We start from the raw sequence: 25,063 nt of genomic DNA on the forward strand, positions 1-25,063 counted from the left end.
CGCCAGCCGCCAGTGGTCGACCCCCGGCCCAGGCCCATGCCCCGGTCCATGCCCAGGCCCATGCCCCGGCCCACGTCCAGGCCCCTGCCCAAGCCCAAGCCCCGCCCCCGATCCCCGCCCCGGCCCCGGCCGTACGGTCAGCGGTCCCGGCGGGCGCACCACCGTCAGCCAGACCTGCCCCAACTCCCATGCGTGCGGACGTGCTTCGTCCATCGGCGGTGCTGCCCTTCCGCGACGATCCCCGCGGACCCCCGTATGCGACGCCCGCGAGATTGATTCCACGGCAGCGCGCATTGATGGGCAGCCCCCGCCCGCCGGGTGAATCAATTCCGTTCGGGGCGACGGCCGTTCGCCGGGAACGTCTCGACCAGCTCTTGCGGCGCCGCCTGCTGCCACGAGTCGAGCAGGATGTCGTACAGCTCGCCCTCGTCCTCGAGCGCCGCCAGCCGCGCCCGTACCCACGACGAGTGGGCCTCGTGCGCGGGCACCCAGAACTTCTCCGGCTCCGAGGCGATCAGCTCCGCGCGCTCGTGCCGCGGACAGCGCACCGCGAACGACGTCCCGTCGTCGGGCACCGTCACATACATCCGGCGGCCGACATGGAACGTGGGATGTCCCCACAACTCCTTCTCGACGGTCCCGGGCAGCCCGAGCGCCACGCGCCGCACATCCCCGCTCCCCAGCACTGCCCGCCGCCCCACGACTCTCCCCATCCCGGCTCCGTCCGCGTGCCCGCGCGCCCGCCTCGCTCGAACGCACCCAATTCCACCACGGCGGGGCGCGCGTGCGGGGGAGGCCGCCGCCCGGCGCCGCGGGCGGCCCTACGGGTGCAGCACGATCTTCCCCACGTGCCCCCTGCGGGCCAGTTCCTCCTGCGCCCGCGCGGCCCGCGCGAGCGGGAACGTCGCGGCGACGACCGGCCGGACAGCGCCCTCGCGCGCCAGGTCCATGAGGAGCCCGAAGTGCGCGGGCGTGTGCATCGAGGAGCCGATCACCCGCGCGTTGTGCAGATACAGACGGCGTACGTCCAAGGTGACGCCGTACCCGCCGAGCGCCCCCGCGACCACCCACCGGCCGCCCTCGCGCAGCAGCGGCAGGCACGCGCTCACCAACTCCCCGGCGACGACGTCGAGTCCGATGTCGATGCCGTCCGGGGCGGCGGCGCGGATCTGCCCGGCGACATCCCGCGCGCGGTCGATGACGACGTGCGCGCCCGCCGCGCGGACCGCGTCGGCCTTGGAACCGCTGCTGACGGCGAGCACCTTCGCGCCGCGCGCGCGGGCGAGTTGGGTCAGGGCGAGGCCGACGCCGCCGGACGCGCCGGAGACCAGGGCGGTCTCGCCGTCCCGCAGCCCGCCGCGCTCGATCATGCCGAGCGCCGTGCCGTACGCGGTCGGCAGCGACGCCAACTGGTCGTCCGTGAGCGGGGATTCGGTCATGTCGTGCACGCGGCCGACCGGCGCGGTCACGTACTCGGCGTAGCCGCCGTCGCGTTCGCTGCCCATGAGGCCGATGGGATTCGCGTCCTGGCGGTCGGAGTCGTAGACGGCCGGGTCGATGACGACGCGGCGGCCGAGGAGGCCCGCGTACGGGTTCGGCTCCGCGGCCGTGCCCCGGGCCGCCGCCTCGGCGGCCTTCCCGGCGACCGCCCGCGCCGTATCCCGGTCAACCGCCCGCACCGTATCCCCGTCAACCACAGCGCCCCCGTCGAGGCCAGTGCCCCCGTCGAGGCCAGTGCCCCCGTCGGCGGAGACGTCCTCCCGTGGCCCGACCGCCACGACCCGCCCGGCCACGTCGGCCCCCTGGATCCGCGGAAAGTCGATCGGCCCGCGCCAGCCGGACAGCGCCGTCGCGTCCTGCGGGCTTCCGTACGCGCCCTCGCGCGTCCACAGGTCGGTGTTGTTGAGCGCGACGGCGGCGACCTCGACCAGCACCTCGCCCGCCCCCAGGGCGGGCACAGGCACCTCCACCGCCTCCAGCACCTCCGGCCCGCCGTGACCGGCGATCCGTACCGCACGCATGGTCCCGGGCACGCTCATCGCTCCACCGTCCTCCTGAGTACACTGATCTGTGAACATCAACCCACGGTACACCGATCAGTGAAGGGGGGGCCCGATGCCGGAGGTCCAGGAGACGGAAGCGGGCGACGTACGGCCCATGACCGCCGCGGGCCGCCGTATCGCGGCGGCTGCCGAGGAGCTGTTCTACGGGCGCGGGATCACGGCGGTGGGCGTGGACCTGATCGCCGAGCACTCGGGCGTGACCAAGCGGACGCTGTACAACCAGTTCGGCTCGAAGGACCGGCTCGTGGCGGTCTACCTCGGCGAGCGCGACCGGCGCTGGCGGGCCCTCGTCCGCGCCGCCGTCGACGCCTGCGACGACCCCGTCGAGGCCGTCACCGCGCCCTTCGAGGCGCTGCGGACCTGGAGCGCGACCAACACCCGCGGGTGCGCGTTCATCAACGCCCTGGCCGAACTCCCCGACCCCGCGCACCCCGCGCACCGCGTCGCCGCGGACCAGAAGCTCTGGCTGCTCGGGCTCTTCGAGCGCCTCGCCACCGCGGCGGCCTGCGCGTCCCCCGCCGCCCTGGCCACCCGGCTCCTCCTGCTGCACGAGGGCGCGCTCGCCACCCAGCCGCTGCCGCTCGACACGCTCGCGGAAAGCGTCGGTCTGGCACGGGAGTTGGTACGGGCGAGCGCGCCGTCCTCCGGCGCGGCCTGAGCGCCGACGGGTGAAGTCGGCTGCTAGCCAGGGGTCTTGGGCGTGAAACCGTCCGGGTCCTGCGCCAGCAGCCCGTGCACCCGGCCGACGAGGCTGCTGTCCTCGGACGGGCTCAGCCCCTCGCGCGCGGTGCGGAGCACGGCTTCCACCAGGTGCCAGCGCTCCTCCAGGCGGTCGTACGCGCCGGAGGGGATGGCCGAGGCGGCGTCGATGTCGCGCTTGCGGGCCGTGAGGTCGCGCAGCTCCTCGGCGGCGTCGGGGCGGCCGACGTCCTCGAACTGCTCCGGGCGTACGCCGACGACATGCGCCATCCGGGCCAGCGTCTCGTCACGGCCGCGGACGGGGACCGGTGTCCCGTCGACCGACTGGTAACCGCTGACGATCTGCCGCCACCGCGTGTCGCTCATGCCGGCTCGCCGCGAGGCCTCCCGCTGGGAAAGGCCGGACGCCGCGAGCGCGACCTTGATCAGCTCCCCCTCGGGCGGCGCGTCCGGGCGCTCAGTCATGCGGCGAGCTTCGCACAACTACGCATTATGCGTCCAGCGATACGGCGAAGAGGGGCGGGTATCGGCCGGTCTGGCCTGCGCATATGCGCGGCGGCAACGTGCGCAGGTGTGCGTAGTTCCCGATAAATACTTGTGCTACGCGCTACTACGCGCTAGTTTTTGCCCATGTCGCACCGCACCCGGCCGAGCAGGCTCCATCAGGAGCCCGAGGCCGTCACCTGGGCGCGGGAGAAGTCCGGGCTGACCAAGCGGGCGCTCGCCGACCAGGTCGGCATTTCGGAGCAGCTCATGGGTGAGATCGAGTCGGGCTGGCGCAGCGCCACCCCCGCCAATCTCATCAAGATCGCCGATGCGCTGAACTGCCCGCTCGTCGTCCTGGAGCGCAAGCGCCACGCGGGCGCGGTCCGTACCGCCGCTCCTGAGGGCGCGGCCGAATGAGGCCGGGGCGCGCACGTCGCGGCCGAATGAGGCCGGGGGGCGCACGTGAAGGAACGCTCGACGCGTGGATTGGCATATGCCAAAGTCGCGCGACTCGCGGCCTGCGGGGCCGGGGCGGCACATCATGAGATGAGTACGCGGAGGCCGCCGCCGCATCCCACGAAGACGGCCCCCGCCCAGCCGGATTACCGGTCGTTGACGTGCTGATGGATCCAGACGGCAATCTGGACGAGCCACCAGCCCATGCGTAATCGATCGGTAGTCCGCAGCCTCTTCGGCCTGCGGTGACGCGCCACTGCACTGCTCCTCTCTCCGGACACCGCCGAATGCGATGTACGGAGAGGGCACCAGAGTCCAGGCGCCCGGCTGACGGTCAGGTTACGCGGCCGTACTCTCCGTGTCCGGCGGTCGGTGAATTGCCCCGCTTGACCGTTTCTGCCGGTGCCATCGCTTGTTTTCCGGTGCCATCACTTATTTTTCCGGTGGTGCCGCTTGTCCTCCGGTGGCGCCGCCCGTCCTCCGGTGCTGCTGCTTGTCCTCGGTGGCGCCGCCCCCGTCCGCGTACGGCTTCGGGCGCGGCCCCGCGTATGGCTCCGGGCACGACGCTGCCCGCCGTCCCCGGCCGGGTGCGGAACCGGGGGTGGCGGGCAGTGGGGCGATCCGGAAAGGAGAAGGGGCAGGTCAGGCGGTGGCCCCGGCCTCGCCGTGGACCAGCAGGACCGACACGGGAGACGACTTCGCGACGGCGCGGCTGACGCTCGGGTGCAGAAGCGCGGAGATGCCGCTGTAGTGGCCGGGGCCGACGGCGATGAGGTCGCTGCCGAGGGCTTCGGCGCGCTCGACGAGTATCGCGGCCAGGTCCTCGGTCAGGCCCTCGTCCACCTCGCCGTCGGCGGTGATGCCGTCCGCGCGCAGCCGCGCGAGCGCGTCGTCCACGACCTTGCGGCTCTCGGCGCTCTCCTCCACCGGCACCACTGTGCTGGTGATCCCCCCGGAGATCACCTGCGACGGCCGGATGTGGATGACCTGCACCGTCCCGCCGGTCAGCTTGGCGAGCGCCGACACCGCGTCGAGGACGGCACTGCCGTGGGCCGAACCGTCGACGGCGGCGAGGATCTTCTTGTACATGGGGTCAACTTCCTTGTCCGAAGGGGTCTCACGGGAGGTGCGGCCTCCGTACTCCCTCAGCCTCCGGCCGCCGGGCGCGCATTCCCGGAACGGTGGTGACCATGGCCACTTCGTACGTTTCCGCTCTCCGTCGCCCGTCACCGTTGCCTCGCCGTGCGGGGAGCGCGAGGACTGACTAGCGTGGAGACGTACGTAAGTGACGTACGTCACATTCGTGGGGACGGAGTCGCGGGTCATGACTGATTTCCCGGAAGGCGCACCGTGCTGGGTGGACGCCATGTTCGTGGACCTGGAAGGGGCCAAGCGTTTCTACGCCGACGTGCTGGGCTGGACGTTCGGGGAGAGCGCGAGCGAATTCGGCGATTACGCGCAGGCGTTCTCGGACGGGGAGGCCGTCGCGGGCGTGGTCCCGCCGATGCCGGGAGAAGAGGGGAAGTCGGCCTGGAACCTGTACTTCGCCACCCCGGACGCGGCGGCGACCGCGGAGAAGGTGAAGGCGGCGGGCGGCGAACTGCTCATGGAGCCCATGCAGGTGGGCCGGCTCGGCACGATGGCGCTGGCCAAGGAGCCGACCGGCGCGGCCTTCGGGCTCTGGCAGCCGGACCAGCACAAGGGCTTCGCGAAGGTGGGCGAGCCGGGCGCCTTCTGCTGGGCCGAGTTCTTCACGCGCGAGCCCGACGTCACGGACGCCTTCCTGACGAAGGCGTTCACGTACTCCGCGCAGCAAATGACCGACGCCGGGGTGGACTTCAAGGTCTTCAAGGTGGGCGGCAGCCCGAATCCGGTGCTCGGCCGCATGACCATGGGTGACGAATTCCCGCCGGAAGTACCGGCGTACGTGAACGTCTACTTCGCGGTCGGCGACTGCGACGCCGCCGTACAGAAGGCCGTCGACCTCGGCGCCACCCTCCGCTTCGGCCCGATGGACAGCCCCTACGGCCGGTTCGCCGCCGTCACCGATCCGCAGGGCGCGAACTTCTCGGTCATCGACACCGCGCGGACGGTGGGGGAGATGCCGGCGCCGGCGGAGGCGTAGGGGTTTCGCCGCCGCTTGTCCGCCGGGCCAGGGTGGCACGGGCGGGGCCGGACCGGTCCCGGGGGCGTGCGGGCGGCAGGTCGGCGCGGGCGCGGGGCCGGGCCGGTTCCGGGGGCGTGCGGGCGGCAGGTCGGCGCGGGTGCGGGGCCGGGTTTCGGCGGGCGGCCACGTACGCTCGATGGGGGACGGGGCTGGGATCGGGAGGTGTGCGGTGCGGCGTACGTACCTGCTGTGGGCGACCGCGGCCGTCGGGCTCGTGGTGGACCAGACCACGAAGGCCGTCGCGGCGGTCGTGGTCGAGGGGCACGAGGCCAGCCACGCGTTCGGTGGCGCTGTGACCTTCACCGCCATCCGCAACTCCGGCGCGGCCGGTTCCTTCGCACCCCGCGCCACCCTCGTCTTCACCTTCCTCGCCCTCTGCGTCCTCGTCTTCATCGCCCGCGTCGCCCCCGCCGTCCGCTCCACCGGCTGGGCCCTCGGCCTCGGCTTCCTCTTCGCGGGCGCGGGCGGCAACCTCGCCGACCGGCTCTTCCGCACCCCCGCCTTCGGCCGCGGCGCCGTCCTCGACTTCATCCAGGTCGGCAACGGCGGCATCTTCAACCTCGCCGACCAGTGCGTCACGGCCGGCGCCCTCTTCGTCCTCGTCCAGGCCTTCCGCGGCGTTCCGATGCGCGCCGCCAAATCTCCTGCCGGAGAGCCGGACGCGGTGGGCAGCGCGTAGCCCCCTGGCGGGTCGCCGTCTTGACGCGCGTCCCGGGCTGGACGCGGGGCCGTCCTTCGACGGCCACGTGGTGCGGCCCCGTCCTTCCACGGCCTCTTGGCGCGGCTTCTTGGCGCGGCCTCGCCTTTACGTGCCACGTATGTCCTGGTCAGGGACCAGGGACCAGGGACCAGGGAGCAGGGAGCAGGGAGTCAGACGGCGCTGTCTCCGCGCGCCCCGGTGTGCCTCCGCCCGCGTGTCGCGGAGGCGGGGAATCGGACTGGCGTGCCATGGGTGAATATGCGCGGATCGGGATGTGCCGGAGGCCAAGTGCCAGGACGCTGTGAGGTGTTGATCCAATTGCGGTGACGGTGACGGCCGGGGGCACCTGTGACGGTGGAGCGAGACAGCGGCACTTCGGTCGTATGGGACACCGGAGTCCGCGTGGGCAGACAGCCGCGACGGGCCACGTCACTGGACCCGGCCCCGCGGCACGTCGCGTGTGTGATGGACGGGAACGGCCGCTGGGCGGAGAGCCGTTCGCTGCCGCGGACGGCGGGCCACCGCGCGGCGGAGACGACGGTGATCGATGTCATCGAGGCGGCGCGCGGAGCCGGGGTGGAGTGGCTGAGCCTGTACGCGTTCTCCACCGAGAACTGGAGCCGCCCGAGCAACGAGGTCGACTACCTGATGCGCCTGGTGCGCCGCGTCGTACGCAAACACGCGGCACTCCTGCACGCGCGCGGCATCCGCTGCCGCTTCCTCGGCGTCGCCGACCCGAGAATCCCGGCCCCGCTGGCCCGCGACTTCGCCGACCTGATGACACTCACCCGCACGAACCGCGGCATGACCCTGACTGTCGCGTTCGACCACGGCGGACGCGGCGACATCGTCGAGGCGGCCCGCTCCCTGATCCGCAGCGGGGTGTCCGCCGACGCCGTGGACGAGAGCCACTTCGCCGCACACCTGCCCTTCCCCGACACACCCGACGTCGACCTCGTGATCCGGACCTCCGGTGAACAGCGCATCTCCAACTTCATGCTCTGGCAAGTCGCTTACGCGGAATGGACCTTCCCCTCGGTGCTCTGGCCCGACTTCCGCGCGCCGCACTTCCTGGAGTGCCTGCACACGTACCAGCAACGCAAGCGCCGCTTCGGCGGCGTGCCGCCGCACGCGAACGGAGAGTCCCGCACGTGACGGAGACAGGCAGTAGCAGCAGCATCAACCGGCCTTCCAAGCGCGTGCGTTCGCGGGCGGCCGGGGCGACCGGCGTGACTGGGGCGGTCGGGGCGGCCGAGGCGGTCGGCACTGTGAAGCCGGACGCGGCGAAGCGGAAGGCGGTGAAGCCGCGGGCCGTGAAGCCGGACGTCGTCGAACCGCGGGCCGTCAAACCGCGGGCCGTGAAGCCGAAGCCGGTGCAACCGGTGAAGCCGGTGAAGCCGGTGAAGCCGAGAGCGTCGAAGCCGGACGCCGTAGGCCCCGACCCCGTAGCACCGGACGCCGTAGGACCCGATCCGGTAGCACCCGATCCCGTAGCACCGGACCCGGCCAAGCCGCCCGCAGGGCCACCTCCGGAGACGCCCGCCCCGCGGATCGAATCCCTCTTCGGCCCCGACTCCCAGTTCCACCGCTTCTTCAACGACCCCCGCTGGGGCCTGGCGGTGATCAGGGCGACGGTCCTGGAGGCGGCGCACCCGCAGATCGGCGCGGCCCTGGCCGACAACTCCACCTTCGTCGCGCACCCGTGGCGGCGGCTGCGCAACACCCTCGTCAGCCTCCAGCGGATGTTCGGCGCGGACGACGCGGTACGGCAGCGGGAGGCGGCGCGCCTCAACCGCCTGCACGCGCGGCTCAACGGCGCGGACGCCCGGCACCGTCCGTACGACGCGATGGACCCCGAGGTCCGCGCGTGGGTGGTCGCGACGCTCTTCGAGAGTTCGGTCACGATGTGCCGGCTGAGCGGGCAGCCGCTCGACCAGACGACGATGGAGCAGCTCTACGCCGAATTCCAGGCGTTCCTCGGTGCCTTGGGGGATCCGGCGGGTCAACTGCCCGCCACACTGCCGGAGTTCTGGCAGTACTTCGACCGCATGGTCGAGGAGAAGCTGGAGAACACCGAGGCGCTGCGCATCATCCTCTACAAGCTCTTCGACCACCTCCCCGCGCCGCCCCTGCTGGACGGCCTGCCCACCGTCTGGGCGGCGGGCCGGTCGCTCGCCGGGCCCGTCATCGGGCAGATCACCGTCGCGTCCCTCCCCGAGCCCTTCCGCCGCCGCGCCGGTCTGCCCGAGATCCCCGGCGCCCAGACGCTGATGCAGGGCGCCTACATGGCCGCCGGCCTGGCCCGCTTCCTCCCCGAGGGCTGGATCAGGACCGAGACCCTCACCAACCTGATGGCCCTCACCTCCGACAGCGACGACCCCGCCTACGCCACGGTCACCGCCGTGCGCGACCGTATGAAGCAGGCGGGCGCCTTCATCCGCCTCGTCACGCCCTTCCCCGCCCAGCGCGAGTCCGCCGACGACGGCCCCACCGCCACCGGCACCTCCGCCACGGGCGGATCGCGGCGCAGCGCCGACGAGTTCTTCAGCGAAGTCCTCGACCAGACCGGCGACGGCTTCCTCGACTGGCCCGATCTCGCCGCCATGGCGCGCGAGTTGTCCTCCCGCCTCGACCTCGACGAGCCCCAGGAGACCAAGCTCTACAACGCCTACGCCGACTGGTGGCGCGAACTCCAGTCCGCCCTCGACACCGACGGCGACGGCCGCGTCAGCAGAGCCGAATACACCGCCGCCGCCCCCACCCTCGCGGGCCCCGCCCTCATCCGCGTCGCCGAAGTCCTCTTCGACGTCACCGACAAGGACGGCAACCAGACCATCGACGCCACCGAATACCGCGCCCTCTTCCGCACGGCCTTCACCCGCACCGTCCCGGCCACCGCCTCCACCTACACCCGCTCCGCCTTCATCACCGACTTCCTCACCTTCATGTCCGCCCGCCACCGCTCCACCCCCTACGACCCCCTCCTCGCCGACGCCTGACCCCGTTCCGGCCCCGGGGCTCATGGACTGTGGTATTCGTGGCCGGTCGACCTCAGAGGGGCGGGGGAGCGGATGACCGATCAGTCGGTGTTCGTGCTGGGTGCGGATCTCCAGGCTCTTGAACCGGCCGGGTTCGAGAGTGAAGCCGAGTTCCAGGAGCTTCTCGCGCGGCATCCCAGGGTGCTCGACTTCGGTTCGCTGGCGGACGGTCAGCCGCTGCGGCTGGTGCTGGTCACCCGGGAGATGGCCGTACCGACGAGCCCGGACGGTGGTTCGGCGTACTGGCTGGACCACCTCTTCGTCGACGCGGACGGTGTGCCGACGCTGGTGGAGGTCAAGCGCGCGAGCGATACGCGCATCCGGCGTGAGGTGGTGGGCCAGATGCTGGACTACGCAGCCAACGGCGCGCGTTACTGGCCCGCGGCACTGCTTCAGCGTTCCTTCGAGGAGACCTGCGCCGCCGACGGCCGGTCGCTGGAGGAGGCGTATGGGGAACTGCTCGGTGCCCGCGCGCCGGAGGACTTCTGGGCGACGGTCGAGGAACGGCTGGCCGCCGGGCAGATGCGTCTGCTGTTCGTCGCGGACCGGATCCCCCTGGAGTTGAGGGCGATCGTGGAATTCCTCAACCGTCAGATGCGGCAGACCGACGTGTACGCGGTCGAGTTGACCCAGTACCGGGGCACCGGCGACGTCCGCGTCCTCGTGCCGCGCATCCACGGCGAGGTCGCCACCGCGGCCAAATCCCCCTCCGGTCGCCGTACCGCGCAGCGCACCACCCGCGCCGACATGGACGCGGCGATACGGACCCGCCTGTCCCCGGAGCCGGGTCTCATCGCGACCGCCGTGCTCGACCACGCTGCCACTCTCGGCCGATTGGTGAGCGGCACGGCCAGGTACCTCAGCATGTCCGGCTACTACCCGATCGGCGGTAAGCAGGTACCGATCTGGACCGTGTCGCTCTTCGACGACACCGGCAAGGCCGAACTCGCCTTCAACTTCACCTCGGTCACCCATCACCTGGGCCTGGAAGCGTCCGCCGCCTTCGCCGACTCGCTCTCGGCCGTCCCCGCGCTCACCGAGAAGCTGCGTGCGTTGCGCACCAAGAGCTACACCGGCTGGCCGACCGTCCCCCTCACTGCCCTCGCCGCCGACCCCGCCTCGACAGAGGCGATCATCAACGCGATCCAACACCTCATGGACGCCCACGAGCCGTCGGCCTGACCGTCCCCCGGTCAGCCGGGGTCGATGCGCTGGACCCGGGGCGGAGTGGGGGGATGGGTGGGGGTGTCAGGGTTTCAAATACGTTTCAATTGGGTGGGGTTGATGCTTTGTGGTGGGGCTCTTGACCTTCGGTGGGTGGCCGCTTAGGTTCGCGGCCACGGACTTGAAACGATTTTTTCGTGGGCGACGCGTGGGGTCGACGCATGGGGAGATCGTGCCGAAGCAGAGATGCAGAGGAGACCCCGGTGATCGTGCGTGTGGTGACGGCGGTGCTGAGCTTGGTGGTCGTGGGGGTGGCGCCCGCGCAGGCCGGTGGGGCCGGGCACGGCGGCGGGGGCGGCGGGGTGCGGGCCGGGGGGTTGACGGTGGAGCATCAGACCGAACGACGTCACCAAGTCCCTACGCGGCGGCGGCAACACGCTCGGCGTGAGCCTCGGCCGCGGGTACTACGCGATGACGAACCCCGACGAGTGGAACGCCTCGCCCTGGCACGCCGAGCCGAAGCTGAAGCTCGAACTCGACATCACCTACACCGACGGCAGCACCCAACAGGTGACCAGCGACGGCAGTTGGCAGGCCGCCGACGGCCCGACGCGCACCGAATCCGTCCTGTACGGCGAGACGTACGACGCGCGGCTCGAACAACCCGGCTGGAACAAGCCGGGGTTCGACGCCACCGCCTGGAAGCCCGCGCTCCCCGTCACCGCCCCGGGCGGCACCCTCCGCGCGCAGGCGTTCCCGCCGATCAAGGTGACCGGCACCCTCCCGGTCAAGCAGGTCACCACGCCCAGGAGCGACGCGACGAGCACCGTCAAGGTGTACGACTTCGCCTCGCCCACGGCGGGTTGGGCGGACACCGCGCTGCGCGGCCCCGCCGGCTCCGTCGTCACGATCACGTACGGCGAGAAGCTGCTCGCCGACGGCACGGTCGACAACGCCGGGCTCCAGACGTACACGTACACGCTCAAGGGCGCGGCGAGCGGCGAGAGTTACCGCCCCAGCTACAGCTACGACGGCTTCCGCTACGTACAGGTCGCCGCGCCCGCGGGCGTCACCGTCACCTCCGTCAAGGGCGAGCGGGTGCACACGGCGGTCACCGCCACCGGCGACTTCAGCAGTTCGAGCGACCTGCTCAACCGCTTCCAGGACGCCCAGGCGAACACGACGCTGAACAACCTGCACTCGATCCCGACCGACACCCCGATGTACGAGAAGCGGCCGTACGACGCGGACGCGCACCTCACCGCCGACTCCGCCATCGCCAACTTCGACATGGAGAACTTCTACGAGAACTGGATGCGCGCCCACCGCGACGACCAGAACGCGGACGGCACGCTCGGCCACACCGTGCCCGGCACCGTCGGCGCCAAGGGCGTGAACGACCCGGTCTGGTCGGCGAGTTTCGTGCTGATCAACTGGGATCTGTACTGGTACTACGGCGACATCCGGCCGCTGGCGGACAACTACGCCGCGATGAAGCTGTGGCTCGACCACTACGAGCAGACCATCGCGAAGACGGGCAACGTCTACACCGGCTTCAGCTACGGCGACTGGGTCGCGCCCGGCGCCGCGTTCCCGCCGGAGGGCACCCGGCTCTCGGGCACCGCGTACATCCACCAGACGGCCACCATGATGGCCAGGATCGCCCGCGCCCTCGGACACGGCGCCGACGCCGCGCACTTCGACGCCTTCGCGACGACGACGGCGAACGCCATCAACGCGAACTTCTACGACGCCAAGGCGAAGGCGTACTACGACAACAAGGACGCGGGCTACCGGCAGACGTCCAACCTGCTGCCACTCAGCCTCGGCATCGTCCCCGCGTCCGAGCGCGCGGCCGTCGTCGCCAACCTCACGAACGACATCAGGACCCGTGGCCGCCACCTCAACACCGGTGCGCTCGGAACCAAGTTGATCCTCCCCGTCCTCACCGACACCGGCAACGGCGACCTCGCCTACGACGTCGCCACCAACCCCACCTACCCCGGCTGGGGTTACTGGTTCCAGGGCCTCGGCGCCACGACCATGTGGGAGGAGTGGCAGGACACGTCACGCTCCCACGACCACGCCTTCCTCGGCACGGTCGACGACTGGCTCTACCAGCGCGTCGCGGGCATCGAGCCCGCCGCGCCCGGCTACACCCGGATCACGATCCGGCCCCACCCGGTCGGCGACCTCACCGAAGCCTCCGCCCACGTCGAGTCCCCGCTCGGCCGCGTGGCCTCCTCCTGGACCTTCGGCCACGGCCGCTTCACGCTCCGCGCCACCGTCCCCGTGGGCGCCACGGCCCAGATCCTGGTCCCGGCCCGCACCCGCGCCGCCGTCCACGCCCCCTCCGACGCCCGGTTCACCGGCCTGAAGGACGGCTACGCCGCCTACGAGGTCGGACCCGGGGACTACGTCTTCCGCGTCGCCGGCTGACGGCGGAGCGGCGGGGCGGCGCGACTGCGGAGCGGCCCGACTGCGGGGCGGCCCGGCGGCACCGGCCCGCCGCCAGGGCGGCGATATCCGGCCACGGCGGCAGGGGCCGGTGAGGGGGCCGCGCGAGGTGGTTCCCGTGGGGAAAGTGGGGCCAGGGCCGGGGGCGGGAGAAATGGATTTCCCGTGCGTGGCGGGGCGCCGCCCTACATGTGTATGCGGCATGGCGCATGCCAAAACACCGTCCCGCGGAATCTGTCGACCGTGTGACGGGCGGGGTGGATGTTTTGGCTGAGGCCGGTTGGGGCCCGTTGGGGCCGGGCTGAGGGAAAAGGGAATTCGGCGGGCGGAAATTCACCGACGGGCAAATTCCGTCCGCATATTCCGTCCGGCAGGGCCGGGGGTGCCGGGGGTGCCGGTGGACCCCGGGGAGCCGGTGGACCCGACGCGGCGGATGGAGCAGGTGGAGCAGGTGGAGCAGGTGGAGCGTATGGGGCGGGTGGAGCCGGTGGGGCTCAGACCTCCAGGCCGTTCTCGACCTGCTTGAGCACGTGCCGCGCCAGGGCGAGGTTGGCCCGGCTCCGGTCGAGCGCGAGGTAGAGGAAGAGCGAGCCGGTGCTGCTGCCGAGCAGGCGGATCAGGTGGTACTGGGTGCCCAGCGTGATGAGGATGTCCTCGATCGTGTCGTCGATGGCGAGCATCGACAGCGTGCGGACCTTGGCGCGTACGACCTCGGTGTTGCCCGCCGCCGCCACCTCCAGGTCCAGGCCCCGGCCGCCGCCGAGCGTGCCGAGCGCCATGCCGCTCTCGTAGTCGACGAGCGCGACCCCGATGGCGCCTTCGACGGACATCGCTTCTTTGAGTGCCGACTCAATGTTCACGGGAATTCCCTTGGTTGTGCAGGTCCATGGGTGTCGCGGACCGTACGGGCGAGGATCGGCGTGAGCGGAAAACAGCTATGCGCGATCACAGGTGAAAGAGTTCGGCGTTAAAGTACTCTGCCAGGTGTTCGAAAGTGAAGGGGTGCCTGTGGACGCGCTGGAGTCGGTACTCGGCGAAGTCCTTTCCGCTGCCGGGACGTCAGGGACTGCTGGGACCTCGGGTGCGTCCGGGACGTCCGGTGCGGCCCTGGTCGACGCGGTGACCGGTCTCACATACGCCGAGAGCGGGGACTGCGCGGTGGCCGGAAACGGACCTGAGGTCTGCCGTCTGCTGAGCCTCATCGAGGACGGGCTGCACGAGGCGGGAGCGGAGGGCGAGTTGGAGAGCGTGGTGGTGACCGGGCGGCGGACGTACCACGTCGTGCGGGTCGTGGCCCGGCAGGGCGACCCGGTGCTGATCTCCACGGTGCTCGACCGCGCCGACACCAATCTGGCGCTGGCCGCCCGGCACATCGCCACGGCCGCCGAGGGCCTGTTCGCATGACGGCTGACAGCGGGACCGAGCCCGACGACGTGTCCGAGCCCGAGTCCGTGTCCGTGTCCGAGCCCAAGTCCGAGCCCTGGGCAGGGTCCGAGCGGGAGATTCCGTCCCCCGCCCCCGCCCCCGCGCGCTCCGACGCCCCGGCCATCGACCACCCCGACGCCGAGCCCGAGCCCGAGCCCTCGCCCGATCCCTTGCCCGACTCCGACTCCGACCCCGAGCTGCGCGTGCCCCGGAACGTCCCCGCTCTCCTCGCCCAGCTCCGCCAGGAGCGCTTCACCGGAGCCGTCACCGTCGAAGGCGGCCCCGGCGGCACCCTCTTCCTCCGCGAAGGACTGGTCGGCGCCGTCGAGACACCCGCCGCCCCCTCCGCCCGCTCGCTGCTGTTGAAGTCCGGGCGGATCGACGAGCGGGAGTGGGAGGCCGCGCTGGCCGCGCTCCCCGAAAACGGCGAACTGGGCGCGGTGTTGACCGCACGCGGATCGGTTACGGCGGCGGAGCTGTTCGTCGTCTGCACCGCCGCGCTCTTCGACGGCGCCTTCGCGATGGCCCTGCAACCGGTGACCGGCTGGCGCACCGACCCGGAGCACGGCCCGGGACACGGTCCCGGACGCGGCCCCGAACTGGCCGCCTGGCCCGGCCAGGAGCCCGCCCGCCTGACCGAGGAGACCGCGCTGCGACTGCGGACGCTGCGCGAAATGGTGCCGTCCGTAGGGGAATTCGCGCGCGGCGCGGTCCGCGCGGAGGCCAGGTCCGACGCGGACCGTATCGGCGAGCGCGGCCGTACGCTGCTGCTCGCCGCCAACGGCCGCCGCACACCGCGCGATCTCGCGTTCGCGCTGGGGCGCGGGGTGTACCCGGTGATGCTCGACCTGGCCAGGATCGCGACCCGCAGGGCCGCCGCGCGCGACGACGACCCGCTCGCGCCGCGCCCGCTGCTGACCGCGCGGGCCGCCGACCGGCAGTCACCGCCGCCGCCGCCGGGCGCCGACGACAGGCCGCTTCCGCGCCGCCAGCCCGGCGGCCAACTGCCGTCCACACGACCGCCGTCGGAGCGCAAGCCGCCCGGTCACCCCCATCACTCGTCACCGAACCACCCGTCACAGAACAACCTGTTGCCGTGAGCGGGACAGCGACCGGCCTGCCCGAGGAGAGTGCACCATGACCAGTGCCGCCCCTTACGAAGCGCTCGTCGCTTCGCTCAAGTCCCTGCGTGAACGCGTGATGGGCGTCAACGAAACGGTGATCTCCACCTCGGACGGGCTGCTCGTGGCCGCCGACACCGCGACCGTGCAGCCCGAGTCGGTGGCGGCGCTCGCCGCCGCGAGCCTCGGCGTCGGCCGCCGCACGGCGGCGGAGGTCGGTCTCGGCGGGCTGCGCGACGTCGTCGTCCGCTGCAACGGCGGCTACATCGTCGTCCTGTCCGTAGGCGAGCACGCCCTGTTGGTGATCCTCGCCGACGAGGGACTCGACCTGCCGGGCCTCCACCGCGAGTCCCCGGCGACGGTCGACCACCTCGTCTCCCTCCTCAGCGCCGCCTGACGCCTTCGGCCCGGACGACATCCCGGCCCGACACCGCCCGACACGGCCCGACACCGCCCGACACGGTCCGGACACCGACGCGGCCATGACACCGACACGGACGCGGCCCCGACATCGCCCCGCATCGGAAGCGGGGCGGAAGCGCCCGGCGGGTACCCGCGGAAGCGCCCGCCGCGGTCGACTGAGGTGTGCGCGGCCGGCCGGGCCGACGCCTCGGGCGGGACGGGGACGGGCAGATGGGCGGGTACAGCCGGTCGTACGGTACGGGCTCGGGGACGCGTACGGTCGCGGCTACGGCTACGGCTACGGTCGCGGCGACGACCACGCACCCGCCGTCATTCGCCCAGGTCCGCCCCCGCGAAGGGCTCCGGGACCTTCTCCGCGCGCCCCGCGACAGCCCCCTCCGCGACCCTCTCCACCACCGGCCGCCCACCCGGCTCCGCCGCCGCCTCCCCGTACCGCTCCTCGAACTGCCGCTCCACCGGGGACAGATCCGTCCTGCCCAGCTCCTCGGGCCTGATGACGATCCGCAACTCCGGTGTCAACGCCGCGTATCGACGGCACGCGCCGATGAACGAGTCGACGATCAGGGCCGCGAGCTGACCGCGGTCGAGGTCGGTGACGCGCGCGAGTCCGGAGCCGATGAGCGGGACGGCCAGCGGCTTGAACAGGCCGTGCACGGCCACCGAGGCCCAGAGGCTGTCCAGGCTGGCCCGCAGGTCGTCGTGGCCGGAGTGCGCGACGAGGTCGTTGCCGATCCGCGAATACGCCGTCGCGAAGACCCGCCGTCCGTCCACCGGTACGGCGACGGTCGTGCCCACCGGGTAGCGCACGCGCCGGCCGCGCGGTTTGGCGCGGCTGCTCTCCGTCCCGACGGCGGGCACCGCGCGCAGCCCGGCCCGCAGCTTCTCGTCCAGCAGGCGGCGCTGGCCGGCGAACAGCCGGTCCACGAGCTGGCCCTGGACGCTACCGCGGCTGATGACGACGTCCTCGTCGGTCGCGGTGTCGAAGGTGTCGGTGAAGCCGACCACCAGATTGGCGTCCGTCTGGTCGAACAGGTCGCCCTGCACGAGCACGACATCCACCTGTCGGCCGGGCAACGGCACCGCGTGGCGCAGCAGTTCGGCGCCGTGCCGCGCGCGCAGGGCGGTCCGCAGGGCTTCGAGCGTGCGGGCCGCGTCCGGGTCGCCGGGATGCTCGCGGGCGATCAACTCGGCCACCGGCAGGGCGAGATCGGGGCGGCCGAGTTCGGTGCGGGAGCGGACCAGGCCGCGCCGGGCGGAGTCCTGGAGCGCGGTGAGCCGCCGGACGAAGTCGACAGCGAACGCCTCCCCGTTGACCTCGGCAAGCGGCCGTCCGCGCACCATGCCCAGCGCCTCGGCCAGCCGGTGGGCCGCGGTCGCGGGCGGCGCGAGCAGCGCCTCGCCGACGACCGCCGTGAACCGCGCGCTGTCCAACTCCTCCGCGCGCGGCACCAGTCGGTACGCGGTCTCCGCCCCGCCCACGGTGACCTGCTGCTCGGTCCGCAGCAGCCGGGCGGCCGTGCCGTCCTGACCCGGGTCGAGGGCGCGCCGCAACTCCAGGACACGCTTTTGCACCTCGTTGCGATTGCGCTGTGCCTGATGCCGCGGCTCGTCGGCCAGCCCCCAGACGTCGCGGCGCAGTTGACGTACGGGAACGGCCTCGCCCTCGGCGGCCACCAGCCGGACCAGCAGCCGGGTCGTGAGCGGTGTCAGCCGTACCGGAAGACCGTCGACTTCGAGCAGTACGGGCCCCAGCACATTTATCCGAACGTGCGTCATTGCTTTCCCCACCCGTTTCCGCCTCCCTCGACGCAAACCCCCGGAGGCGAATGCCAGATTATCAAGCTGCCTTGGAAAAACCATGAGTTCCGCTGATCCCACAGGCCCGGTTCCGGCCCTCCCGCCGACAGGGGTGCGGCGCAGGATGCGCGTGCGCGCGCGGTTACGCGTGCGGTTACGGCGCGGATCGCCTACCGGGCCGCGTTCCCCGTCGCTTCCCCCGTCGCTTCCCCCGTCGCGTTCTCCGTCGCGTTCCGTGTTACGGACTCGGCTCCGCGCTCGCTTACGGTTGCGTGTGGCGCGGCGCGCCCGGCAGATCTTCGTGCGCAATGCCATTGCGGCATTCGGCGGAATATCCGCGGTCCTCCAGTTCGTGGGGCAGCTCTTTCCCCAGAGCTTTCCCGATCCGGCCCCGGTGACCGCGGCATCGGTGGCGGCCTGCGTGCTGTGGGGCATCGGCAGGGCCCGGCCGGTCACGCGCGTGCGGCAGGAGTTCCGGCGCCCCGACATGACGGTGGTGGTCGAGGAGGGCGACCTGTTCGAGCAGGCCGCGCACCTCGTGATCGGCTTCACCGACACCTTCGACACCGCCCCCGAGGGCGGCCTGGTCATCAACGAGGCGAGCGTCCAGGGGCAGTTGCTCGCCCGCCGCTACGACGACGACCTCCCGCGCCTGGACGCCGAGTTGGACGCGGCCCTCGGCGCGGTGACGCCCGTCGCGCGCGAGGACCGGGCCCGCAAGCCGCTGGGCAAGCTGGACCGCTACCCGATCGGCACGGTGGCGGTCCTCGGCACCCGCCCGCGGCTGACGTTCGCGGCGGCGTACAGCCGTATCGGCAACGACTACGTGGCCGCGTCCAGCGTGGAGGACCTCTGGTTCAGCCTCAACCGGCTCTGGGACACGGTGAGTCGGTACGCGCGCCCGGAGGCGGTGGCGATGCCGCTGGTCGGTTCGGGGCTGTCCCGTCTCGACTACCTCGACCAGGACAGCCTGTTGCGGCTGATCCTCATGTCGTTCATCGCCAGGTCCCGCGAGGGCGCGGTCTGCCGTGAGCTGCGGGTGGTGGTCAGGTCCGCGGACCTGGAGCGTGTCAACATGCCGGAAGTGGCCGCGTTCCTGCGGACGTTGGCGTCGGGCGTCGACCGCGCGTAAGGCGGACGCCGGATGGCGCGTGCGGACCGTACGAGAAGGGGCGGCCGGTCTCCGGCCGCCCCCTGCTCCGTCCTGCGAGGTGATGCGGTGCGTGTCCGGCGGGCCGCGGGTCAGGCGAGCCGCCGATAGGCCGACAGATTCTCGAAGTACGACGTGTCGCGCCAGTCGGAGCGGCTGTCGTCCACCGGGCACTCGGCCACCTTCAGCCGGGCGACGACCTTCTCCAGCGACGACTGCGAACCGTCGAAGCGGATGACGTTGAGGCCCTCGATGTCGGTGGCGTGCCGCAGCCGGCCCACCTCGACGATGACCGTACGCGCGCGGTACGCCATCAGCACCATGCCCAACTCGATCAGCACGTTCTGCCGGGGCTGCCCGGTGTACTGCACCTCGTCCACCCGCTCGTAGTCACCGAGGAGTTCGGGGTGCAGCTTGGCGGTGTCGTCCGGGGTGAGCAGCACGAGCGCGGCCTGCGCGAGCGACGGCGCGTTCGCGATCACCTCACCGATGTAGGGCGAGGTCTTGCCGGTCGCCCGCACCAACTCCTCCCACTCCAGCGGGCGCAGGTCGAGCCGCCGCAGCAGGCCGAACATCGCGAGCCGCGCCTGTTCGTCCCGGCCGTGCACGACGAAGACGTTGCGGCTGCGGAGGCCGTCGTACGGCGTCGGCGCCGGGGAGTCCGGCCGCGCGGTCCCGGTGGCGGCCGGCTCCCGCGCGGCGGCCAGAACAGGACGGTATTCGTACCCGAAGTGCTCATTTCCGGAACCGGAAACGGTCATGCGCTTGTCCTGGTGATCCATTTCGTCGCCCATGCCGCTCAATCCCCTTGGCCGTTCGCGGTTCCGCCGTTGCCCGGCGCGTACTCGTAGCCGAAATTCCTGTTGTTGTCGCCGGAGACGTGCATGCTCTTGTCCTCGTAGTTGAGGATGTTGTTCTGCGCCCTGTCGTGGTCGGTGAGATCCACATTGTGGTCGTTCAGGAACGTCCGGATGATTTCCAGCAGACGGCGCTCGACGATCTGCGTGTACTTCACGGCGTCGGACTTCTGGAAGAAGGCGTGGTAGTAGTCGTTCGTCGCCAACTCGCGCACGCTGGTCAGCGCACCGCAGTTGACCGACTTGGTCACGTAACGCCCCAGGCGGAATTCGCTGCTGTCGACCGAGGTCACGCTCGTGCCGATCCGGATGGAACTGGGGCCGCGGCGGCCGGGCCGGACCAGGGAGCGCAGCGGCGACGGCAGGAAGCGCTCGGGCAGCAGCCGCAGCGGCGAGAGCAGCAGGCTGAACCCCCAGCGCGGCGTCGCCTTGACCATGTCCCAGGCCACCCGCGCCGCCAGCCGCCCGTCGAAGGCGTCCGGCAGCCGGTCGACCAGGTGGAAGTCCTCCACGAGCGGCCCGAGGACGTACGGGTAGAACTCGGTGTGGAGCGTGTTCCCCTTGAGGTCGAAGCCGACGAAGATCGAGGTCACCAACTCCTCGTTCCACGAGCCGATCCGCACGCACAGGTACTCGCGCGCCGAGTCGTAGTCCTCGCGCCAGTGCAGGTCCGGCAGATCGCCGATGCCCGGCAGCCGGGACCAACCCTCGCCGCTGGTGCGGTCGTTGGTCCGAATCGCCGTGGTGAAGCGGCGCCGCTCGACGGCCAGGCCCTCGATGCGCTCGCCCGGCTTGGCGCCGTCGCGCAGTTCGGCGGCCATCCGCTCGCCGACGTATGCGGTGATCTTGTCCACGGTGAACGGCAGGAGCGGCTTGCGCTCGTCGGTGTCGAGCCCCGGCGCCGTCCCCTCGACGTCCCGCTTCCCCTCGTGGTCCCTCGACTTCAGGCGCAGCTTCCGCGCACCGATGAGGAGTTGGGCGTTCGCCCAGTCGCGCAGCGGTTCGCCCGCGCCGACGAACGGCCGGAAGCCGCCGTAGAAGACCAGGCTGTCGCTGGCGGACTGCTCCCGGTCGATCTTGTGGATCAGGGTCTCGGTCAGGCGCGCGTTCGCCGGGTACGCCCCGTCGAAACCGCCGTCGGTGCCGGTCTCCTTCAGCCGCGTCATCAGGATGTTCAGGGTCACGATCCGGCGCAGGTACGCCAGCGCCCACAGCGCCCAGAACACCAGCAGGACGGCGATGACGGGATTGACCGCACCGCTCGCGGTCAGGATCAGCGCGGCGACGACCGATCCGGCGCCCAACCACCGTTGCAGACGCCGCAGTCGGCTGGCGGCGAGGGCGTGCGCGAGGACGGACACGTTGTCGTAGCCGTAGGACGGCGCGACCACGCGGAAGCGGTTGCGCAGCAACTCCCTGATGACGGTGCCGCGGTAGACGGGGTCGAGGTACGTGCCCGCCGACAGCAGACGGGTCGCCTTCGTACGGGCGTACGCGCGGGACACCGGCGGCGCCTGCGGGGGCTCGGCGGTGTGCGGGAGCACGGTCCGGGTGACGGTCATGGCGGCTCAGCGCTCCGCTCTCAACAGGTCGTCGGCGGCGAGGCGGTGCGCGGGCGCGCCGTGGGCGGAGCTGACGCCGGTGCGCGCACCGGAGGTAAGGCCGCTCGTCGGGTGCAGCGCCGAGCCGGCGACGAGGGCGATCAGCGCGATCAGCAGCAGGGGCGCGGCGGCGACGACCAGCCCCCACCCGCGCGCGGGCCCGGCGCTCGGTATCAGGCCCACGTGCCGGTACGGCGTCGGACCGGGCGCGGACACGTGCGCGGGGAACTGCGCCGGTACGGAGGCCGGTTCGGAGGCCCGTACGGGTACGGGTGCGGACGGCGGTGTGGACGGCGGTGTGGACGGCGGCGCCGATGGCGGCACCGGCAGGTCGGCGGATCTGGGATACGAGTACGGATTCGGGTCGGGGGACGGCAGGCCGGGGTCGCTCATGGACCACTCCAACGGTCGGTGCGGTGTGCGCCCGATCCCGCGCGGCACGCTGGCGTACGCGCCTGCGCGGAAGGGCTGTTGACACCTCAGATGCGACCAGTGCCGCCGCTTCCCCGGCCAGAACCGGACCGCTTCCGATCCGCTTCCGCCGCCCGTTCCGGCTGGACGCCGCCCGTTCCGGTTGGACGTCAGCCGTTCCGGCTGGACGTCAGCCATTCCGCCCGGACGCGGCCCGTTCCGGGGCGCGTGGCAGCGTGTCCGGATGTCGCCGGAGCCGTCGGCGTCACCCTGGAGGACTCCCTCGCGGCGGGCGGCGTACGCCGAAGCCCGACGCCGACAGCATCTTCGTCCCCGGCCTCGTCGACCTGCCCGCCGTGGCGGCCCTCGTCCGCGACAGCCCGCTGCCCGTCTACGTCATGGCCGGTCCCGGCTCGCCGTCAGGGGCCGACTTCTCCGCCGTCGGCGTCCGTCGGATCAGCGTCGGCACCGCCCTGGCCCAGGCCGCCTGCGGTGCCGCCCGGCGGGCCGCCGCTGAACTGCGCGGCGAAGGACCGTACTTCGGGATGGCACACGGCCTGGACTTCGGCGCGCTCGACGCCGCCGTCAACAGGGCTGCCGGGAGCGGGCGTTCGTACTCGGCCCGGTCCGCCCGTCCGGGTCGCGGGGCGGGCCGCCGCCCGGAGGAGGTCCGCCAGGAGCCGGGCCGAGGGGAGGGGGGACGGGGGAAGCGCGGTGTGGACGGTGCGGCGGGGGAACGGGGGCGCCAGGGGGCGGAGGGCGAGGTCGGGCGGGACGGCCCACAGCGCGAGGGAGGGCACGAGGGCGACACCGAGCCCGGCGGCGACGTAGCCGAATTTCCCGCTCCACTCGGCGACGCGGATCAGCTTGCGCGGCGCGAAGCCCGCCTGCGCGCAGGCGTCGAGCAGGAGGACCGGGTGCCCTCCGGCGGGCGCGTCCTGAATCCAGGACTCGTCGCGCAGGTCGCCGAGGTGGACCGGATCCGCGCTCGCGGCCAGCCGGTGGTCGCGCGGCAGACCCACGTACAGCTCGTCCGCCAGCAGCGCGTCCGTCGTGACGCCCTCGGCCGACGGCAGGCCCGACGGGTAGTCGCTGACCACGGCGATGTCGAGCGCGCCGTCCGCGAGGCGCTGGACGAGCGCGTCGCTGCGGCCCTCGACCGCGACGATCTCGACCTCGGGACGCGCGCGGGTGAAGGCACGCAGCGCGGCCGGTACGAGGGCGATGTTCGCGGTGGCGAAGGCGCCGACGCGCAGGGTGCCGCCCCGGCCCGCGTGGATGGCGGCCAACTCGGCTTCCGCGCGGGCCAGTCGGTCCAGCACCTCGGTGGCGTGCCGGTGCAGGGCCGCTCCTGCGGGCGTCAGCCGTACGCCTCGCGGCAGACGGACGAACAGCGGTCCGCCCGCCTGCCGTTCGAGCGCGGCGATGCGGCGGGAGACGGCGGACTGCGTGTAGGCGAGCCGCTGCGCGGCGGCGGTGAAGGAGCCGGTGTCCGCGACGGCGAGCAGCAGCCGCAGCGCGTCCGTACCGAAGGTGTCGCGCACGCCATTCCCTCTCTGCATGGGTCACATGAAATGTAGTCGCTGGTGGAATGGGGCGGGGGTTCCTACCGTCGAAGGGACCGAACGGGGCCTGGTACGACCGGACCTGAGCCCGATCCCTCTGACGCGGGAGTCGCCATGGCGCAGCCGAAGTCCGAACCCCCTTTCTCCTTGCGCGAGATGCTGTCCGACCTTGAGGAGCTGGTCGTCTGCGAGTCCTTCTCCGCCGACCACGTCGCACTCGCGCGCAGCGCCGACGTGGTCGGCGCGCTGGGCGCCCGCCTGCTCGGCGCCGAGCCGGAGACGATCGTGAGCGACGGCGTACCGCACCTGCGGTGGGCCTTCGGCACTCCGCGCGTCCTGCTCGTCGGGCACCACGACACCGTCTGGCCGGCCGGCACGCTCGCCACCCACCCCTGGTCGGTGACGGACGGGATCGCGCGCGGCCCCGGCGTCCTGGACATGAAGGCCGGGCTGGTGCAGATGTTCCACGCGCTCGCCTCGCTGCCGTCCCTCGACGGCGTCTGCGTGCTGGTCAACGGTGACGAGGAGGTCGGCTCCCCGACCTCCCGCGCGCTGATCGAGGAGACCGCGCGGGGGTGCGCGGCGGCCTTCGTCCTCGAGGCGTCGGCGGACGGGACCGGCGCGCTCAAGACGGCGCGCAAAGGGACGTCACGCTACGAGGTGGTGGTGCACGGCCGCGCCGCGCACGCGGGACTGGAGCCGGAGAAGGGGGTCAACGCGGCGGTCGAGGCCGCTCACCAGGTGCTGGCGCTGGCCGAATTGGCGGCGCGGGAATCGGAGTTGGGCACGTCGAGCGTCACCCCCACCCTGCTGTCGGCGGGCAGCACCCGTAACACCGTTCCGGCCCAGGCCGTCGTCTCCGTCGACGTCCGCGCGCCGACGCGTGCCGCGCAGGACCGTATCGACGTCCTCATGCGCGGCCTCACCGCCCGTACCCCCGGCGCCCGGCTCTCCCTTCGCGGCGGCCCCCGCCGCCCCCCGATGGAACCCGCCTCCTCCGCCGACCTCTTCGCGCTCGCCGCCGCCCTCACCGCCGCCTCGGGCCGCCCCCCACTGCGCGGCCTCCCCGTCGGCGGCGCGTCAGACGGCAACTACACGGCCGCCGTCGGCTGCCCCACGCTAGACGGTCTGGGCGCCGTCGGCACCGGCGCCCACGCCCCCACCGAACACGTCCTCACCTCCGAACTCATCCCCCGAGCCCGCCTCCTCGCCGCCCTCGTCACCCGCACCCTCCACCCCTGACCCCGGCGCCGCCGTCCCGCGCGGCCTCCACGGACGGCACACCGCCCCCCGCCCGGCTGCCGCAGCCGTACGCTCTACGTGGCCACGAGCGGGGATGGCCCCTCCTCGGTCCAGTCGACGGCCCGTGACGTGACCTGTTCCCCGCCCGCGCGGGGATGGCCCCGTGATCCAGGAGATCGCGCTGATCGACGTGAACTGCGCCCCGCACAGGCGGGGATGGCCCTGAGCTGCGTGACGGCTG

General features: G+C 72.2%; 22 protein-coding genes and 2 pseudogenes. 14 read left to right on the forward strand and 10 right to left on the reverse strand.

From position 1 onward, the window contains the following. Window positions 1–323: 323 nt before the first annotated feature. A complete protein-coding gene (locus ACIQCJ_RS01580; RefSeq protein ID WP_355336481.1) occupies window positions 324–713 on the reverse strand; it encodes an MmcQ/YjbR family DNA-binding protein in 390 nt (129 codons plus the stop codon). A gap of 108 nt (window positions 714–821) precedes the next feature. Beyond that, a complete protein-coding gene (locus tag ACIQCJ_RS01585) occupies window positions 822–2,039 on the reverse strand; it encodes a zinc-binding dehydrogenase (protein WP_402710359.1) in 1,218 nt (405 codons plus the stop codon). 118 nt (window positions 2,040–2,157) lie between these two features. Here ACIQCJ_RS01585 and ACIQCJ_RS01590 point away from each other — a divergent pair, with 118 nt between their 5' ends. Then, on the forward strand, window positions 2,158–2,721 hold the full coding sequence (locus tag ACIQCJ_RS01590) for a TetR family transcriptional regulator (protein WP_391159575.1): 564 nt from the start codon (window positions 2,158–2,160) through the stop codon (window positions 2,719–2,721). A 23-nt stretch (window positions 2,722–2,744) separates the two neighbouring features. Here the strand turns inward: ACIQCJ_RS01590 and ACIQCJ_RS01595 are convergent, their stop codons facing one another. Continuing rightward, complete coding sequence (locus ACIQCJ_RS01595; protein ID WP_402710360.1) at window positions 2,745–3,227, reverse strand: helix-turn-helix domain-containing protein; 483 nt, start codon at window positions 3,225–3,227, stop codon at window positions 2,745–2,747. Window positions 3,228–3,392: 165 nt separating this feature from the next. Between ACIQCJ_RS01595 and ACIQCJ_RS01600 the strand changes: the two genes are divergently transcribed. Then, window positions 3,393–3,665, forward strand: a complete 273-nt coding sequence (locus ACIQCJ_RS01600; protein ID WP_355336478.1) for a helix-turn-helix transcriptional regulator — start codon at window positions 3,393–3,395, stop codon at window positions 3,663–3,665. A gap of 681 nt (window positions 3,666–4,346) precedes the next feature. Here ACIQCJ_RS01600 and ACIQCJ_RS01605 read toward each other — a convergent pair. Next, window positions 4,347–4,793, reverse strand: coding sequence for a universal stress protein (locus ACIQCJ_RS01605; RefSeq protein WP_402710361.1), 447 nt, complete (start codon window positions 4,791–4,793; stop codon window positions 4,347–4,349). Between the two features lie 235 nt (window positions 4,794–5,028). Here ACIQCJ_RS01605 and ACIQCJ_RS01610 point away from each other — a divergent pair, with 235 nt between their 5' ends. From ACIQCJ_RS01610 to ACIQCJ_RS01635, 6 genes are all read left to right on the forward strand, one after another. Beyond that, entirely contained in the window at window positions 5,029–5,829 is an 801-nt protein-coding gene (locus ACIQCJ_RS01610; RefSeq protein WP_401305196.1) for a VOC family protein, read from the forward strand. A 211-nt stretch (window positions 5,830–6,040) separates the two neighbouring features. Then, a complete protein-coding gene (locus tag ACIQCJ_RS01615) occupies window positions 6,041–6,550 on the forward strand; it encodes a signal peptidase II (protein WP_355336475.1) in 510 nt (169 codons plus the stop codon). Window positions 6,551–6,973: 423 nt separating this feature from the next. Continuing rightward, a complete protein-coding gene (gene uppS / locus ACIQCJ_RS01620; protein ID WP_402710362.1) occupies window positions 6,974–7,726 on the forward strand; it encodes a polyprenyl diphosphate synthase in 753 nt (250 codons plus the stop codon). 395 nt (window positions 7,727–8,121) lie between these two features. Further along, complete coding sequence (locus ACIQCJ_RS01625) at window positions 8,122–9,570, forward strand: oxygenase MpaB family protein (RefSeq protein WP_402710840.1); 1,449 nt, start codon at window positions 8,122–8,124, stop codon at window positions 9,568–9,570. Window positions 9,571–9,642: 72 nt separating this feature from the next. Beyond that, window positions 9,643–10,791 (forward strand): hypothetical protein, encoded by a 1,149-nt coding sequence (locus ACIQCJ_RS01630; protein ID WP_402710363.1) that lies wholly within the window; start codon window positions 9,643–9,645, stop codon window positions 10,789–10,791. A gap of 372 nt (window positions 10,792–11,163) precedes the next feature. After that, entirely contained in the window at window positions 11,164–13,212 is a 2,049-nt protein-coding gene (locus ACIQCJ_RS01635; RefSeq protein WP_402710841.1) for a family 78 glycoside hydrolase catalytic domain, read from the forward strand. Between the two features lie 512 nt (window positions 13,213–13,724). Here the strand turns inward: ACIQCJ_RS01635 and ACIQCJ_RS01640 are convergent. Beyond that, a complete protein-coding gene (locus ACIQCJ_RS01640; RefSeq protein WP_355336472.1) occupies window positions 13,725–14,090 on the reverse strand; it encodes a hypothetical protein in 366 nt (121 codons plus the stop codon). Between the two features lie 259 nt (window positions 14,091–14,349). Between ACIQCJ_RS01640 and ACIQCJ_RS01645 the strand changes: the two genes are divergently transcribed. From ACIQCJ_RS01645 to ACIQCJ_RS01655, 3 genes are read left to right on the forward strand one after another with little or no spacing between them, the layout of a single operon-like run. Beyond that, window positions 14,350–14,634 carry a hypothetical protein gene (locus tag ACIQCJ_RS01645; RefSeq protein WP_401851043.1) on the forward strand — a complete coding sequence of 95 codons (285 nt, stop codon included), beginning with the start codon at window positions 14,350–14,352 and terminating at the stop codon, window positions 14,632–14,634. Beyond that, window positions 14,631–15,755: a hypothetical protein gene (locus tag ACIQCJ_RS01650; RefSeq protein ID WP_402710364.1), complete on the forward strand. Its 1,125-nt coding sequence runs from the start codon at window positions 14,631–14,633 to the stop codon at window positions 15,753–15,755. The genes ACIQCJ_RS01645 and ACIQCJ_RS01650 overlap by 4 nt, the downstream gene beginning before the upstream one ends. Window positions 15,756–15,792: 37 nt before the next feature. Continuing rightward, window positions 15,793–16,173 carry a roadblock/LC7 domain-containing protein gene (locus ACIQCJ_RS01655; protein WP_355336469.1) on the forward strand — a complete coding sequence of 127 codons (381 nt, stop codon included), beginning with the start codon at window positions 15,793–15,795 and terminating at the stop codon, window positions 16,171–16,173. 335 nt (window positions 16,174–16,508) lie between these two features. Here ACIQCJ_RS01655 and ACIQCJ_RS01660 read toward each other — a convergent pair whose 3' ends face one another. Then, a complete protein-coding gene (locus ACIQCJ_RS01660; RefSeq protein ID WP_402710365.1) occupies window positions 16,509–17,975 on the reverse strand; it encodes a macro domain-containing protein in 1,467 nt (488 codons plus the stop codon). Between the two features lie 322 nt (window positions 17,976–18,297). On the opposite strand from ACIQCJ_RS01660, the gene ACIQCJ_RS01665 reads away from it, so the two are divergent. Further along, window positions 18,298–19,128 (forward strand): macro domain-containing protein, encoded by an 831-nt coding sequence (locus tag ACIQCJ_RS01665; protein WP_402710366.1) that lies wholly within the window; start codon window positions 18,298–18,300, stop codon window positions 19,126–19,128. Between the two features lie 110 nt (window positions 19,129–19,238). On the opposite strand, the gene ACIQCJ_RS01670 is transcribed toward ACIQCJ_RS01665, so the two are convergent. Genes ACIQCJ_RS01670 through ACIQCJ_RS01680 form a run of 3 tightly spaced genes read right to left on the reverse strand, consistent with a single transcriptional unit; the run spans window position 19,239 to window position 21,997 of the window. Beyond that, window positions 19,239–19,940: a nucleotide-binding protein gene (locus ACIQCJ_RS01670; RefSeq protein WP_402710367.1), complete on the reverse strand. Its 702-nt coding sequence runs from the start codon at window positions 19,938–19,940 to the stop codon at window positions 19,239–19,241. 5 nt (window positions 19,941–19,945) lie between these two features. Further along, window positions 19,946–21,565, reverse strand: coding sequence for a hypothetical protein (locus ACIQCJ_RS01675; RefSeq protein ID WP_402710368.1), 1,620 nt, complete (start codon window positions 21,563–21,565; stop codon window positions 19,946–19,948). Window positions 21,566–21,571: 6 nt separating this feature from the next. Then, window positions 21,572–21,997: a hypothetical protein gene (locus ACIQCJ_RS01680; RefSeq protein WP_402710369.1), complete on the reverse strand. Its 426-nt coding sequence runs from the start codon at window positions 21,995–21,997 to the stop codon at window positions 21,572–21,574. Here ACIQCJ_RS01680 and ACIQCJ_RS01685 point away from each other — a divergent pair. Further along, window positions 21,919–22,476 (forward strand): annotated as a pseudogene (locus tag ACIQCJ_RS01685) (hypothetical protein); the annotation flags it as partial. The gene ACIQCJ_RS01680 and the pseudogene ACIQCJ_RS01685 overlap by 79 nt on opposite strands. 159 nt (window positions 22,477–22,635) lie before the next feature. Here the strand turns inward: ACIQCJ_RS01685 and ACIQCJ_RS01690 are convergent. Further along, window positions 22,636–23,577, reverse strand: a pseudogene (locus tag ACIQCJ_RS01690) (LysR family transcriptional regulator); the annotation flags it as partial. A gap of 117 nt (window positions 23,578–23,694) precedes the next feature. Between ACIQCJ_RS01690 and ACIQCJ_RS01695 the strand changes: the two are divergent. Next, a complete protein-coding gene (locus ACIQCJ_RS01695; RefSeq protein ID WP_402710370.1) occupies window positions 23,695–24,822 on the forward strand; it encodes a M20 family metallopeptidase in 1,128 nt (375 codons plus the stop codon). The last annotated feature ends 241 nt before the right edge of the window (window positions 24,823–25,063 follow it).

Source organism: Streptomyces sp. NPDC093221 (assembly GCF_044753885.1).
Classification (GTDB): domain Bacteria; phylum Actinomycetota; class Actinomycetes; order Streptomycetales; family Streptomycetaceae; genus Actinacidiphila.